This is a genomic window from Neisseria sp. HMSC056A03 (assembly GCF_001815685.1).
Lineage (GTDB): Bacteria > Pseudomonadota > Gammaproteobacteria > Burkholderiales > Neisseriaceae > Neisseria > Neisseria subflava.
This window is the reverse complement of the sequence record NZ_KV821626.1, coordinates 110,010-123,555: the sequence shown is the minus strand read 5'-3', so window position 1 is coordinate 123,555 and position 13,546 is coordinate 110,010. Positions and strand designations below refer to the sequence as shown.

Sequence of the window (13,546 nt, the reverse complement as noted above, 5' to 3'; positions counted from 1 at the left end):
TAAATAATTAAAAAGTAAATATTAATGAACACACCCTCATCCTTCGCACGACGACTCATCGATTGGCAGCGCCAACACGGCCGTCACGACTTGCCTTGGCAGGTCAAAGACCCTTATTCCGTCTGGCTTTCAGAAATCATGCTCCAACAAACGCAGGTTGCTACCGTATTGGACTACTATCCGCGTTTCTTAGCCAAATTCCCAACCGTGCAATCACTGGCCGCCGCGCCGCAAGACGAGGTTTTATCCTTGTGGGCAGGCTTGGGCTATTACAGCCGCGCACGCAACCTGCACAAAGCAGCGCAACAAGTCGTCGGACAATTCGGCGGTATCTTTCCATCCGAGCGCAAAGACTTGGAGACGCTCTGCGGCGTAGGCAGAAGTACCGCCGCCGCCATTTCTGCCTTTGCTTTCAACCGACTCGAAACCATCTTGGACGGCAACGTCAAACGTGTTCTCTGCCGTGTATTTGCCCAAGATGGCAATCCGCAAGACAAAAAATTTGAAAACTCGCTTTGGACGCTTGCCGAAAGCCTGCTGCCGTCTGAAAACGCCGATATGCCTGCCTATACACAAGGGCTGATGGATTTGGGCGCAACCGTCTGTAAACGGACAAAACCTTTGTGTCATCAATGCCCTATGGCAGAGATCTGCGAAGCAAAAAAACAAAACCGCATTGACGAGCTGCCCCGCAAAAAAACTGCTCCCGAAGTGCAAACCCTACCGCTTTATTGGCTGATTATTCATCACACTGACGGCGCATTATTGCTTGAAAAACGCCCTGCCAAAGGCATTTGGGGCGGTCTGTATTGCGTACCCTGTTTTGAAAAATTAGACGATTTGTATACTTACGCCGAACACTTCGGCATTGTTTCAGACGGCCTTGAAGAACAAACCACGTTTACCCACCGCCTGACCCACCGTTTATTGATGATTACCCCTTTTCAGACGCAACAAAGGCCGTCTGAACATCTTTCAGACGGCCTTTGGGTATCATTGGAACATTTGGCGGATTATGGTTTGCCCAAACCTTTAATCAAATATTTGGCTAAAGGCTAAACCGCCCTATTCCACAATCTCTTTAAATACAACTTCTTTCCCACCGCGAATCAGTACGGCAAACCCATCGCCGATCTGCCAACGCGAGCTTGGATTGGCGTACTCGACGCCCTGACTGCGCAAGCGGACTTGCACCAGTTTTTCAACCGTATTGCCTTCACGCAGCTCAACCATCATCGGGCTGTGGCTGTTGATATAAATTGCAGTAATCGTCCGGCCTTGTGCGGATTGATAACGGACAGAATACGTCTGCGCTTGTGCAATGACAGGTAACGGCGCGTCAGGGCGCACGGCCTTATAAGAACCGCACGCAGCGCACAAACTCACGCACAAAGCGCAGATGATTTTGTTCAACATAGGCATAGATTAGTAATGGTGATGCGGAATCTCGCCATCAAGACGGTAATAAGTGCCGCAATACGGGCATTCAATCTCACTGTTGGACTGAATCGGCAAGAACACACGCGGATGGCCGTTCCATGTTTCATGATTAGGGCCGGAGCAATGCAGCGGCAAATCCTGCGGCTTGATGACTACAACGTTTTTTTCAGTCTGTGTACTCATGGTTTGGTTCCTCACTATGTTTTCTTATCTTCCGATATTGTAAAGCAAAACGGCCGCTAGGTTCAGACTGAAAACATTATATAATCACTTTTTTCAGACGGCCTTTGATGATTATGACGACCCTGCTCCGCCTTCAAGATTTCGATACTTCCGATTACGCTTCATTTCTTTATACACTCAGCGCAGCCTATTTGGACCACACCGAACAGGCAGGCGACGAGGAAATGTCCGGCCTCAACGACGAACAGCATACATTGACTGCCCTTTGCTACCTCGACAGCCAGGTTCAAGAAGGCGGCTTTGTACAGCTTATCGCTTCAGGATACGGAGAATACATCTTCGGCAATCCGGTTGCCGACAGCCTGCGCCGCTGGCGCATCAAGCCGATACCGAAAATCTTAGACAAAGCCAAAGCCCTGTACGAAAAACACGGCGAAGCCATTGAAAAAATGGCAGACGAGCAAAGGGATTTCGACGAAATCCGCAAAGCTTTTCCCGATTTTGAAGAGCTTGACGGCGATTATTATGATGTTGCCGACGAAGACTTGGAAACCGCAGCAGCCTACGTTCAGGCAAATTGGGATAAATTTGCCAAACTGTCAGGCTGAAACCATAAAACTTTGCCAGTTTGAATCATCTGTTCAAACCGGCAAAATCATCAATACGTCAAATTAACGTTTGTTTTTCTGATAAATCGGCATCACTTCAGGCAACATTTTGCGGATTGCATTGATACGCGCCTGATTGGTCGGGTGAGTCGACAAAATAGCCAATGAGCTGCCGCCCTGTACTTTGTTCATTTTTTCCCACACGCTTACCGCTGCCTCAGGGTTGTAGCCTGCTTCAGCCATCAAACGCACACCGCCGGCATCCGCTTCGCTTTCCTGATAACGTGAGAACGGTTTGGTTGCCAACAAATCTGCACCCAAGCCGACCAAATCACCATCCACACCGGTTGAGCTGGCCAAAATCGAACCGCCCAAGCCGGTCAATACTTGTCCGCCCAAAGCTTTTTTACTGTGTTCCAACAAAGCATGGGTCATTTCATGGCCGACAACGGCGGCAATTTCATCATCAGTCAGCTTCAATTTTTCTACTATGCCGGTGTACACGGCCATTTTACCGCCCGGCATTGCCCATGCGTTCATTTCATCACTGCGGATAACGTTCATCTGCCAGTTGAAGGGCACGCCGGTTTTGTTGGCGCGCTCAGCATGAGGACGCAGACGTGCAAACACACGTTGAACGCGTTGAGCAGTTGGAGATGAAACATCCAAAGCTTTTTGACCACGCGCTTTTTGAATGACTTGTGTGTAACTTTTAGCCGCATCTTCATTTAAAGTCGCGGTATCGTAGCCAACCATATCTGCTACAGAAGTACAGCCGGTCAACGCCAAAATCACGCCCATGCCGGCCCAATATTTTTTATTCCATTTTTTCAACATGTTTTCTCTCTGTGTTTTAAAATTAATGTAACGACATTGTACCCAAATTTAATACACTTTACACAAAAGGCCGTCTGAACGGTTTCAGACGGCCTTTAAGCGCAATATTTAAGAGCGGCGCTGCAACATCCAAGACTCAATCTTACGCGCATCGTTCACGCGTGTTGTGGAAGACGGAGAGTTGAGCAATACGATGGTAATCGGCTGATTCTGTACATTGGCCTTAACCACCATAGAACGTCCTGCCTCGCGGATATAGCCGGTTTTCTGCAATTCAATATTCCAGCTGCCCTCACGCACCAAGGCATTGGAGTTTTTGTAGTTTTGACGACCATTTGCCGTCCAAACCGAGCCATAATTTGAAGTAGAATTTTTGCGGATCAGCGGATATTTGCTGGCTGCCGCAACCATGCGGTTCAAATCGCGTGCAGTGGAAACGTTTTGGAAATTCAGACCGGTAGGCTCATAGAAACGGCTGCTGGTCATGCCCAGGCTTTGTGCTTTGGCATTCATTGCCGCAACAAACGCGCTCATACCACCCGGATAGGTACGGCCCAACGCATGAGTAGCACGGTTTTCACTGCTCATCAGGCTCAGGTGCAACAGTTCGCCGCGTGTCAGCGTCGTGCCGATGCTTAAACGGCTGCCTGTACCTTTCAGACGGTCGATTTCAGCCTCGGTAATCGTGATAGGCTCGTTCATATCCAGATGCGCATCCAACACCACCATCGCACTCATCAATTTGGAAATAGAGGCAATCGGCATGACACGATCAGGGTTTTTCTGATACAGCACTTCACCGGTTTTATTATTGAAAATCAAAGCAGATTGCGAAGAAAGCAGAGGACCTGCCAAAGCGGCTTGAGCTTCGACTTGGTCAGCATGACTCAACGCAAAAGCTTCCATCGGGTCATTTTGCACTGGGAAATTTTGCTCCAAAAATTGTCCCAATACATCCATATCATCGGCAACGGCAGGCGCAGAAGCAAAGGCCAATGCCACACCTGTCCATACCATTCCTAAAGTTTTATAGAATTTCATATCTGCCAATTCAAAAAAATACATTTAATTCAACATTCTGTTGAATTTTTCGCTAATTGTAAAGCGAGTTGAGAAAACTTTGCGTTTGTTTGCGAAATATTCAAATCCAGCGCCCTCATCTGTTTCTTAGACGATACGGCACAATGCCTGCTCTGATTTGAAAAAACACAAGATAGTCATTATACTTAGGCTCCTTTGTCAGAGGCATTCCCTCAATCCGGCAATACGCCCGAAATATCTGTTCCCCCTTTACAACACAGCCTCCATACAACCATACGAAGAAATTATTATGTCTGAAGAAAAACGCACCTGTTCATTCTGCGGGAAGTCCGAAAACGACGTTAAAAATCTGATCGAAGGCGAACACGCCTTCATCTGCAACGAATGTGTAGAAACTTGCGGCATAATGCTGCAAGACAACGAATCAGGCGAGATTGAAAACGAGCTTGCCAAAGCGAAAGAAGAAAACGCCGAGAAAAAACTGCCTACCCCGGCCGAAATCGTTGCCAACCTCAACGACCACGTTATCGGTCAGGAACACGCAAAAAAAGCGTTGGCAGTATCGGTTTACAACCACTACAAACGCCTGCGCCACCCGAAAGCAGAGGGCAAAGTTGAATTGTCCAAATCCAATATCCTGCTCATCGGCCCTACCGGCTCAGGTAAAACCCTGTTGGCGCAATCTTTGGCGCGCAAACTGGATGTGCCTTTTGTCATGGCAGATGCCACAACTTTAACCGAAGCGGGTTATGTCGGTGAAGACGTCGAACAAATCATCACCAAACTTTTGGGCAAATGTGATTTTGACGTTGAAAAAGCCCAGCGCGGCATCGTTTATATCGATGAAATCGATAAAATTTCACGCAAAAGCGACAATCCGTCCATCACGCGTGACGTATCCGGTGAAGGCGTGCAACAAGCCCTGCTGAAACTAATTGAAGGCACGGTAGCGAGCGTTCCCCCTCAAGGCGGACGCAAACATCCGAACCAAGAATTCATCAACGTTGATACCACCAACATCCTCTTTATCTGCGGCGGCGCATTTGCCGGCTTGGAAAAAGTCATCCGACAACGTACTGAAAAAGGTGGTATCGGCTTTGGTGCGGCGGTGCACAGCAAAGATGAAAACGCCGATATTTCAGCCCTGTTTGAAACAGTCGAGCCTGAAGATTTGATTAAATTCGGTTTGATTCCCGAACTTATCGGCCGTCTGCCCGTGATTGCTACATTGGCAGAATTGGACGAGGATGCTTTGGTCAACATTTTGACTGAACCGAAAAATGCCTTGGTCAAACAATATCAAACCTTGTTTGAAATGGAAGATGTCGGCCTTGAGTTTGAAGAAGATGCTTTGCGCAGCATCGCCAAACTGGCGATGGAACGTAAAACCGGTGCGCGCGGCCTGCGCTCTATCGTCGAACGTTGCCTCTTGGACACCATGTACGCCCTACCGGATTTGAAAGGCGTAGCAAAAGTCGTCATCAATAAAGAGGTCGTGGAAAAAGGCGAACAGCCAAAACTTTTCCGCGAAGACGGTAGCGAATATAAGCAATAAGGATCATTCTCAGAAAAAGACGTGTACTCGTTACACGTCTTTTTTTATTTTTTAAACATATCTCTAAATAATGGCCTTATACATGAAAAATAAAGGCCGTCTGAAACATATTCAGACGACCTTTGTTTTCAAGTTGCTCTAAGTCTATCTTCATCCGGAGTATTGATGAGAGGTGACTTCCTTGAATTTTATGAAGCTTATTTTTTTGCTTTCTTAGCAGCTTTTTTAGCAGGAGCAGCTTTGGCGGCAGGCTCAGAAGCTGCAACTTCAGGAGCAGCAGTTTCAGAATCAGCTACTGGTTCAGATGCAGCAGGCTCGGAGGCAGCTGATTCAGCCGTACGTTGATAGCCTTTGCCTTTCATGCAGGCATCAAATACAGCGCGATCAGCATTTTCACCAGATGCTTGTTGACATTGAGTCATTGCTTCTTCAACAGTGATGCGTGGCGCTGCCGCTTCTTCAGGTTTGGAAGAAGAACAAGCTGCCAACATCAGGCTACCGGTTGCAAGAGCGATCAATAAAGTTTTCATAATTGTATATTCCTAAATTTTGATTTTATGGTTTACCGTTAAACGGGAGATACAGGCTACAAAACAAGCTCTGCACCTCAATATTGAGTACGTGAGTACAATTTAGTTTCATTTCAGCCTGTAAGTTTTTGATAAATTAATTCTATTGCCGTTAAGACAAATGCTTAATTCCCAATAAACTCAAAACCTTGCAGGCCAGTAAATTTTTCTGTTTTTGAACTGTAAAAATATCAAAACTTGGTCAATCCTAGCCGCAACCATCATTTGGGGAGTCCCTCTTTTTATGGCATAATGGACTACTTGACGGATTGTTCCGCTCCCCATTTTTTCAAACCGCAGAATCAAAATCATACTGCGGTTTGTCCATTTCAGAATCAGATTTTTCATACGGCCTATCATTCAAAAGGCCGTCTGAACAGAAAGCCACCATCATGAATCCTTTCTCTTCACTCGGTTTAGGCAGCGAATTAGTCTCTGCCCTGACCGATCAGGGTTATGAAAACCCGACGCCTATTCAAGCCGCAGCGATTCCTAAAGCCTTGGCAGGACACGACCTTTTGGCAGCAGCACAAACCGGCACAGGTAAAACCGCCGCCTTTATGCTGCCCAGCCTCGAACGCCTGAAACGCTACGCCACATCCAGCACCTCCCCTGCCATGCACCCTGTCCGTATGTTGGTATTGACCCCAACCCGCGAACTAGCCGATCAAATCGATCAAAACGTGCAGGCATACATTAAAAATCTTCCTTTGCGCCACACCGTCCTCTTCGGTGGCGTCAATATGGACAAACAAACTGCCGACTTGCGCGCCGGTTGTGAAATCGTTGTCGCTACAGTTGGCCGACTGCTCGACCACGTTAAACAAAAAAACATCAATTTAAACAAAGTCGAAATCGTCGTACTCGACGAAGCCGACCGTATGCTTGATATGGGTTTCATCGACGATATCCGCAAAATCATGCAGATGCTGCCCAAACAGCGACAAACCCTGCTTTTCTCCGCCACTTTCTCACCACCTATCCGCAAGCTTGCGCAAGATTTTATGCACACGCCTGAAATGGTTGAAGTGGCTGCGCAAAACACCACCAACGCCAATGTCGAGCAACACATCATTGCCGTTGATGCACTCAAAAAACGCAACCTGCTCGAACGTCTGATTGTTGATTTGCATATGAATCAAGTCATTGTATTCTGCAAAACCAAACAAAGCGTCGATCAAGTTACCCGCGACCTCGTCCGTCGCAACATTGCCGCGCAATCCATCCACGGCGACAAATCCCAACAAAGCCGACTGGAAACCCTCAACGCCTTTAAAGAAGGTACATTACGCGTTTTGGTTGCCACCGACGTTGCCGCGCGCGGCCTGGATATTGCCGAGTTACCTTTCGTCATCAACTACGAGCTGCCAACCCAACCCGAAGACTACGTCCACCGCATCGGACGTACCGGCCGGGCCGGTGCCGACGGCGTTGCTATTTCCTTAATGGATAAAACCGAACAGAAAATGTTTGAATCCATTAAAGAGCTGATCGGCAGCGATTTGAATGTGGAACGCATCGAAGGCTTTGAGCCGCATTGGTGGGGTAATGACAATCAAGATGAAACCGAAGCGCAACCGGTTCAGCACAACGACAGCCGCTCTCGCCGCGATGATAGAAACAAACGCAACGAATACGCGAATAAATCAGACAAAAACTCGAAAAAAGCAGAAGAGAAAAACGATCCGAGTATTGTCTGCGGTAAAATTACCGGCAGAACACGCCGCAGCCGTCACGAGCGTCAACCTTGCGCCCTGCTCCAACCTAGTTTTGGCGTAAAGTAAACAACACTGATTAATCGGTTTTCTGATTATTTATCCTAAGCAAAGGCCGTCTGAAACTTATCTTTCAGACGGCCTTTTATTAAACTAAAAATAAAAAGGACGTGATGAACACGTCCTTTATTTTTCCGTTTCAGACGGCCTTTGTTACTTAAGGCCGTCTGAAAATCGGTTTACCTTGCTATATTAAACATTCACTTTCTCGGCTACTTCGTTGTAGCTGTCGATTTCGTTGAAGTTCATGTAACGGTAGATTTGGTCGCCCTGCTCGTTGATGATACCGATATTGGCTTGGTATTCTTCAACAGTCGGGATTTTACCCAGTTTGGAACAGATTGCCGCCAACTCAGCCGAGCCGAGGTAAACGAAGGTGTTTTTACCCAAGCGGTTCGGGAAGTTGCGGGTAGAGGTGGACATGACGGTTGCGCCTTCGTGTACTTGGGCTTGGTTACCCATACACAATGAACAACCCGGCATTTCCATACGCGCGCCGGCGCGACCGAGTACGCCGTAGTGGCCTTCGTCGGACAACTCTTTTGCGTCCATTTTGGTCGGTGGCGCTACCCACAGGCGTACGGGGATGTCGCTCTTGCCTTCCAAGAGTTTGGAAGCGGCACGGAAGTGACCGATGTTGGTCATGCATGAACCGATGAATACCTCGTCGATTTTGGTGCCGGAACGTTCGGACATGAAGCATACGTCGTCCGGGTCGTTCGGGCAGGCGATAATCGGCTCTTTGATGTCGTCCATGTTGATTTCAATCACGGCGGCGTATTCGGCATCTTTATCTGCTTCGAGCAGCTCCGGATTAGCCAGCCATTTTTCCATGGCTTTGATGCGGCGTTCCAAAGTGCGCGGATCTTGATAGCCGTTGGCAATCATGTTTTTCATCAATACGACGTTGGATTTCATGTACTCGATAATCGGCTCTTTGTTGAGCTTCACGGTACAGCCGGCAGCGGAGCGTTCGGCGGATGCGTCGGTTAATTCAAAGGCTTGTTCCACTTTCAAATCAGGCAGGCCTTCGATTTCGAGGATACGACCAGAGAAGATATTTTTCTTACCGGCTTTGGCAACGGTGAGCAAACCTTGTTTAATCGCGTAAAGCGGAATGGCGTTCACCAAATCGCGCAGGGTGACGCCCGGTTGCAGCTTGCCGCTGAAGCGTACCAGTACGGACTCAGGCATATCGAGCGGCATTACGCCGGTGGCTGCTGCGAAAGCAACCAAGCCGGAACCGGCAGGGAAGGAAATACCGATAGGGAAACGGGTGTGGCTGTCGCCGCCGGTGCCGACGGTATCGGGCAGCAGCAGGCGGTTGAGCCATGAGTGGATCACGCCGTCGCCCGGACGCAAGGATACGCCGCCACGGGTAGAAATAAAGGCGGGCAGTTCTTTATGGGTTCTGACATCGACAGGTTTCGGATAAGCCGCGGTGTGACAGAAAGACTGCATCACCATATCGGCGGAGAAGCCCAAACAAGCCAAGTCTTTCAACTCGTCGCGGGTCATCGGGCCGGTAGTGTCTTGCGAGCCGACAGTCGTCATGCGCGGTTCGCAATAAGTACCCGGGCGCACGCCTTTACCTTCCGGCAAACCGCAGGCGCGACCGACCATTTTTTGTGCCAGCGTGAAACCGGCTTTGCTTTCGGCAGGCGCTTGAGGCAGGCGGAATTCAGTGGAAGCAGGCAGTTTCAGGGCTTCACGCGCTTTGGCGGTCAGACCACGGCCGATAATCAGGTTGATACGACCGCCGGCTTGCACTTCGTCCAGCAATACTTGGGATTTCAGGCTGAACTCGGCAACGGTTTCACCGTTTTTAACGATTTTGCCTTCGTAAGGCAGAATATCGACGACATCGCCCATTTTCAGTGCGGAAACATCGACTTCAATCGGCAATGCGCCGGAGTCTTCTTGAGTATTGAAGAAAATCGGCGCGATTTTGCCGCCCAAGCATACGCCGCCGAAGCGTTTGTTCGGTACGAACGGGATGTCTTCGCCGGTATGCCAAATAACGGAGTTGGTCGCGGATTTACGAGAAGAACCGGTACCGACCACATCGCCGACATAGGCAACGGGATGACCTTTGGCTTTGAGTTCTTCCAACAGTTTAATTGGACCGACTTCGCCCGGTTTGTCAGGATTGATGCCGTCGCGCGGGTTTTTCAACATTGCCAGCGCGTGCAGTGGAATATCGGGACGGCTCCAAGCATCAGGTGCGGGAGAGAGGTCGTCTGTATTGGTTTCACCGTCAACTTTAAAGACAGTAACGGTGATTTTTTCGGGAACTTTGGCGCGTGAGGTGAACCATTCGGCATCCGCCCAAGATTGCAAAACTTCCTGCGCGTATTTGTTGCCTTTCTCGGCTTTTTCCTGAACGTCATGGAAAGAATCGAACATCAGAAGCGTATGTTTCAAACCTTTGGCGGCAATAGGCGCAAGTTTGTCGTCGTCCAAGAGTTCGATTAAGGCGTGAATGTTGTAACCGCCGAGCATCGTACCTAAGAGTTCGGTCGCATATTCGGGGGAAACCAACGGGCTGGATGCGCTGCCTTCGGCAACGGCAGCCAAAAATGAGGCTTTAACTTTGGCGGCATCATCCACACCGGGTGGTACGCGGTGAGCCAACAGCTCAACCAAGAATTCACCTTCACCGGCAGGTGGATTTTTCAGCAGCTCAACCAGATCAGCAGTCTGCTGAGCAGTCAGAGGAAGGGGGGGAATACCAAGGGCGGCGCGCTCGGCGGCGGCTTTACGATAGGCTTCTAACATCTCTTTGTTCCTTTTTCTGTTTTTTCTTCTGGGTAATTGCAAATGATTTGCAATTAAAGATTGTAAACAATCCTTTTAAGCATCATAGACCAGTTTTCAAAAAATGGGAACAGTTATGTTACTGAATGTAATAAATTTAAACTATTTTATTTAATGTATTAATAGTCTAACCTATCTAAAGTCGCCCTCTTCTATGCGTTTTAGCCAAACAGACGGGAAACTTCGGCTGATTTTTTACGGTACGGCAATATGATTTCAACGCGGAACAGGCCGTCTGATTGGATGTTTCTGATTTTCGCGTCGGTGTCATACATCAAAGTCAGACGCTCTTTCAGATTGCGTAAGGCCATAGAATTGCCTTTATGCGGCTTGGTATTTTCATTAGGTTCTTTTCCACACGGATTTTCGATACTGATGAAAATAGATGATTTTTCCAATTTTGTTAATACTGTAATTATCCCTGGGCGGTGGCTGGATTCGACACCATGGAATACAGCATTTTCCAAAAGCGGTTGCAGCAGCAGATGCGGCGTTTCCGCATCGTCGGGTGCATGGTGCTGCCACATAACCTGTACACGCATATGTCCCATGCGGATTTGCTCGATGGCAATATATTCCTGCGCCCACTCGATTTCCTGCCCCAAGGTGCTGTTTTGACTACCGTCGCGCAGTTGTGCGCGGAACAGGTTGGCTAGATTCTCCAGCAAAGTTTCCGCATCATACGGACGCAGACGGATTAAGCTGATGGCGGCATTCAGGCTGTTAAACAAGAAATGCGGACGGATACGCGCCGTCAACGCACTCAATCTGGCTTCGGAAATAGAAGGCGCAAGGCTGTTGCGGCGGGCCGCTTCGATGTACATGAAACTGAAACAAAAAAAGGTCAGCAAGAAGAAGTGCTGAATCAACGACCAAATATCTGTCTTCAAAATTACTAAATCGACAAACAAGAAAATCAGCAGGTTGGAGACGTAGGAAACCACAACGCTGTACTGCGAGCGAAGCAGGGACGGCGCAAATGCCTGTAAGAAATAGACTTTAAGTAAAATTAAAAGGATGACGGGGCAAGCCCATGAAAAATGTTGGAAAATCTGTTCCGGATAAGGCACCCCCGATACTGTCATCAACGGAAAGATAAACAAACTGATTAACAAAATAATGAGCAGGCGCACCAAAGTTGCGGAATTGCGCAAATCCGGCACTGCGAAATTCTGGTTTATTTGACGTATAATAGACATGATTTCAACCGTTTTCTTTCATAATGTATAGACGGGTCTGCTATATTGAAGACGTAGACCCTGTTTTTTTATTTATATTTTAAGGATGCTGATATGAGCAAGGACAAAACCTGGTCAGGCCGTTTTAACGAACCTGTTTCCGAGCTGGTCAAAAAATATACCGGCTCGATTGATTTTGACAAACGACTGGCAGAATGGGACATCCAAGGCTCGCTGGCACACGCGCAAATGCTGACACAGTCGGGCGTTTTGAGCGAAGACGACCTCTCCGCCATCCGTCAGGGCATGGCCGAGATTATAGCAGAAATCAAAGAAGGAACGATTTCCTGGTCGCTGGATTTGGAAGATGTCCACATGAACATCGAACGCCGCCTCACCGACAAAATCGGCGATGCCGGCAAACGCCTGCACACCGGCCGCAGCCGCAACGACCAAGTCGCTACCGACATCCGCCTGTGGCTGCGCGATCAAATTACCGTTATTCAAAGCCTGATTCAAAACCTTCAGACGGCCTTGGTTGATTTGGCAGAACAAAATGCGGAAACCGTTATGCCCGGCTTTACCCATCTGCAAGTTGCCCAGCCGGTCAGCTTCGGGCATCACATGCTCGCCTACGTTGAAATGCTCGGCCGCGATTTCGAGCGCATGGCCGACTGCCGCAAACGCGTCAACCGTATGCCGCTCGGCGCAGCAGCCCTTGCCGGTACTACCTACCCGATTCAACGCGAAATTACCGCCGAGTTGTTGGGCTTTGAGCAAATCTGCCAAAACTCGCTCGATGCCGTGTCTGACCGCGATTTTGCCATTGAGTTCACTGCTGCCGCTTCTCTGATTATGGTTCACCTGAGCCGTCTTTCCGAAGAATTGATTTTGTGGATGAGCCCGCGTTTTGGCTTTATCGATATTGCCGACCGTTTCTGCACCGGCTCGTCCATCATGCCGCAAAAGAAAAACCCCGACGTACCCGAACTCGTGCGCGGTAAATCCGGTCGCGTGATTGGCCACCTGATCGGCCTGATTACCCTGATGAAATCGCAACCTTTGGCATACAACAAAGACAATCAGGAAGACAAAGAGCCTTTGTTTGACACTGCCGACACACTTATCGACACCCTGCGCATTTACGCCGATATGATGCGCGGCGTGACCGTCAAACCCGACAATATGCGCGCCGCCGTGATGCAGGGTTTTGCAACGGCTACCGACTTGGCGGATTACTTGGTGAAAAAAGGCATGCCTTTCCGCGACAGCCACGAAGTTGTTGCCCAAGCTGTGCGCCATGCCGATGAAGCTGGCGTTGATTTGAGCGAATTGCCGCTTGAAGTCCTGCAAGGTTTCAGCGGTTTGATTGCCGAAGATGTTTACAGCGTGCTGACACCCGAAGGCAGCTTAAACGCACGCAACCACTTGGGTGGCACCGCGCCTGAACAAGTCCGTTTCCAAGTTAAACGCTGGCGTGAATTGTTGGCTTAAACCCATCTAAACACACAATAAAAGGCCGTCTGAAAATTTTCAGACGGCC

At 48.8% G+C, this 13,546-nt stretch carries 12 protein-coding genes; 5 read left to right on the top strand and 7 right to left on the bottom strand.

All coding sequences use genetic code 11. The features are described 5' to 3' along the window. Positions 1 to 24: 24 nt before the first annotated feature. Positions 25 to 1,059, top strand: a complete 1,035-nt coding sequence (gene mutY / locus HMPREF3052_RS05520; RefSeq protein WP_070749041.1) for an A/G-specific adenine glycosylase — start codon at positions 25 to 27, stop codon at positions 1,057 to 1,059. A gap of 6 nt (positions 1,060 to 1,065) precedes the next feature. Here the strand turns inward: mutY and HMPREF3052_RS05515 are convergent, their stop codons facing one another. Next, the gene (locus HMPREF3052_RS05515; RefSeq protein WP_036473192.1) at positions 1,066 to 1,422 is read right to left on the bottom strand and encodes a hypothetical protein; all 357 of its coding nucleotides are present in this window, start codon (positions 1,420 to 1,422) and stop codon (positions 1,066 to 1,068) included. A gap of 3 nt (positions 1,423 to 1,425) precedes the next feature. Further along, positions 1,426 to 1,623, bottom strand: coding sequence for a zinc-finger domain-containing protein (locus tag HMPREF3052_RS05510; RefSeq protein ID WP_003686023.1), 198 nt, complete (start codon positions 1,621 to 1,623; stop codon positions 1,426 to 1,428). A gap of 113 nt (positions 1,624 to 1,736) precedes the next feature. Here HMPREF3052_RS05510 and HMPREF3052_RS05505 point away from each other — a divergent pair, with 113 nt between their 5' ends. Beyond that, the gene (locus HMPREF3052_RS05505) at positions 1,737 to 2,231 is read left to right on the top strand and encodes a DMP19 family protein (RefSeq protein WP_070749092.1); all 495 of its coding nucleotides are present in this window, start codon (positions 1,737 to 1,739) and stop codon (positions 2,229 to 2,231) included. Between the two features lie 63 nt (positions 2,232 to 2,294). Here the strand turns inward: HMPREF3052_RS05505 and HMPREF3052_RS05500 are convergent, their stop codons facing one another. Together HMPREF3052_RS05500 and HMPREF3052_RS05495 are read right to left on the bottom strand one after the other, a co-directional pair. Further along, on the bottom strand, positions 2,295 to 3,068 hold the full coding sequence (locus HMPREF3052_RS05500) for a M48 family metallopeptidase (protein ID WP_070749039.1): 774 nt from the start codon (positions 3,066 to 3,068) through the stop codon (positions 2,295 to 2,297). Positions 3,069 to 3,176: 108 nt separating this feature from the next. Then, a complete protein-coding gene (locus tag HMPREF3052_RS05495; RefSeq protein WP_063068055.1) occupies positions 3,177 to 4,109 on the bottom strand; it encodes a serine hydrolase in 933 nt (310 codons plus the stop codon). 289 nt (positions 4,110 to 4,398) lie between these two features. Here HMPREF3052_RS05495 and clpX point away from each other — a divergent pair, with 289 nt between their 5' ends. Then, a complete protein-coding gene (gene clpX / locus HMPREF3052_RS05490; protein WP_070749037.1) occupies positions 4,399 to 5,664 on the top strand; it encodes an ATP-dependent Clp protease ATP-binding subunit ClpX in 1,266 nt (421 codons plus the stop codon). Positions 5,665 to 5,861: 197 nt separating this feature from the next. Here the strand turns inward: clpX and HMPREF3052_RS05485 are convergent, their stop codons facing one another. After that, a complete protein-coding gene (locus tag HMPREF3052_RS05485; protein WP_070749035.1) occupies positions 5,862 to 6,194 on the bottom strand; it encodes a hypothetical protein in 333 nt (110 codons plus the stop codon). Between the two features lie 428 nt (positions 6,195 to 6,622). Between HMPREF3052_RS05485 and HMPREF3052_RS05475 the strand changes: the two genes are divergently transcribed. Continuing rightward, on the top strand, positions 6,623 to 8,017 hold the full coding sequence (locus HMPREF3052_RS05475) for a DEAD/DEAH box helicase (RefSeq protein ID WP_141756613.1): 1,395 nt from the start codon (positions 6,623 to 6,625) through the stop codon (positions 8,015 to 8,017). A gap of 183 nt (positions 8,018 to 8,200) precedes the next feature. Here the strand turns inward: HMPREF3052_RS05475 and acnB are convergent, their stop codons facing one another. Together acnB and HMPREF3052_RS05465 are read right to left on the bottom strand one after the other, a co-directional pair. After that, positions 8,201 to 10,786 (bottom strand): bifunctional aconitate hydratase 2/2-methylisocitrate dehydratase, encoded by a 2,586-nt coding sequence (gene acnB, locus HMPREF3052_RS05470; protein WP_070749029.1) that lies wholly within the window; start codon positions 10,784 to 10,786, stop codon positions 8,201 to 8,203. Between the two features lie 200 nt (positions 10,787 to 10,986). Continuing rightward, a complete protein-coding gene (locus HMPREF3052_RS05465) occupies positions 10,987 to 12,024 on the bottom strand; it encodes a sensor histidine kinase (protein WP_049329839.1) in 1,038 nt (345 codons plus the stop codon). Between the two features lie 93 nt (positions 12,025 to 12,117). On the opposite strand from HMPREF3052_RS05465, the gene argH reads away from it, so the two are divergent. Next, the gene (gene argH, locus HMPREF3052_RS05460) at positions 12,118 to 13,497 is read left to right on the top strand and encodes an argininosuccinate lyase (protein WP_070749027.1); all 1,380 of its coding nucleotides are present in this window, start codon (positions 12,118 to 12,120) and stop codon (positions 13,495 to 13,497) included. Positions 13,498 to 13,546 lie beyond the last annotated feature (49 nt).

Bases quoted from the DNA above. Each gene is read 5' to 3' on its own strand.
- mutY (WP_070749041.1), top strand. From the start codon at position 25: ATGAACACACCCTCATCCTTCGCACGACGACTCATCGATTGGCAGCGC.
- HMPREF3052_RS05515 (WP_036473192.1), bottom strand. From the start codon at position 1,422: ATGCCTATGTTGAACAAAATCATCTGCGCTTTGTGCGTGAGTTTGTGC.
- HMPREF3052_RS05510 (WP_003686023.1), bottom strand. From the start codon at position 1,623: ATGAGTACACAGACTGAAAAAAACGTTGTAGTCATCAAGCCGCAGGAT.
- HMPREF3052_RS05505 (WP_070749092.1), top strand. From the start codon at position 1,737: ATGACGACCCTGCTCCGCCTTCAAGATTTCGATACTTCCGATTACGCT.
- HMPREF3052_RS05500 (WP_070749039.1), bottom strand. From the start codon at position 3,068: ATGTTGAAAAAATGGAATAAAAAATATTGGGCCGGCATGGGCGTGATT.
- HMPREF3052_RS05495 (WP_063068055.1), bottom strand. From the start codon at position 4,109: ATGAAATTCTATAAAACTTTAGGAATGGTATGGACAGGTGTGGCATTG.
- clpX (WP_070749037.1), top strand. From the start codon at position 4,399: ATGTCTGAAGAAAAACGCACCTGTTCATTCTGCGGGAAGTCCGAAAAC.
- HMPREF3052_RS05485 (WP_070749035.1), bottom strand. From the start codon at position 6,194: ATGAAAACTTTATTGATCGCTCTTGCAACCGGTAGCCTGATGTTGGCA.
- acnB (WP_070749029.1), bottom strand. From the start codon at position 10,786: ATGTTAGAAGCCTATCGTAAAGCCGCCGCCGAGCGCGCCGCCCTTGGT.
- HMPREF3052_RS05465 (WP_049329839.1), bottom strand. From the start codon at position 12,024: ATGTCTATTATACGTCAAATAAACCAGAATTTCGCAGTGCCGGATTTG.
- argH (WP_070749027.1), top strand. From the start codon at position 12,118: ATGAGCAAGGACAAAACCTGGTCAGGCCGTTTTAACGAACCTGTTTCC.